Source organism: Deferrisoma palaeochoriense, from assembly GCF_054656955.1.
Genome location: NZ_BAAHXI010000255.1, coordinates 1 through 201, shown reverse-complemented (window position 1 = coordinate 201; position 201 = coordinate 1). Strand labels below are relative to the sequence as shown.

Annotated in this window: 1 pseudogene; it reads left to right on the top strand. The window is 66.2% G+C overall.

Annotated elements, in window-relative coordinates:
• A pseudogene (locus ACYQ8L_RS18905) lies at window positions 1-201 on the top strand (IS21 family transposase); the annotation flags it as partial.

Below are 201 nucleotides of genomic sequence, written 5' to 3'. Positions count from 1 at the left end.
GCTGCGAGAAAAGGGCTGCTACATCAAGGACATCGCCGCTCGACTCGGGGTGCACCCGCGCACGGTGAGCCGTGCCCTCGTGCGAGGTGCGGCCCCTTCGGGGAGGCGCCCCAAGGCACGAAAAGGCAAACTCGATCCCTTCAAGCCCCTGATCGACGACCTCCTCGCCCAAGGCGTATGGAATGCCGTGGTGGTCCTCCG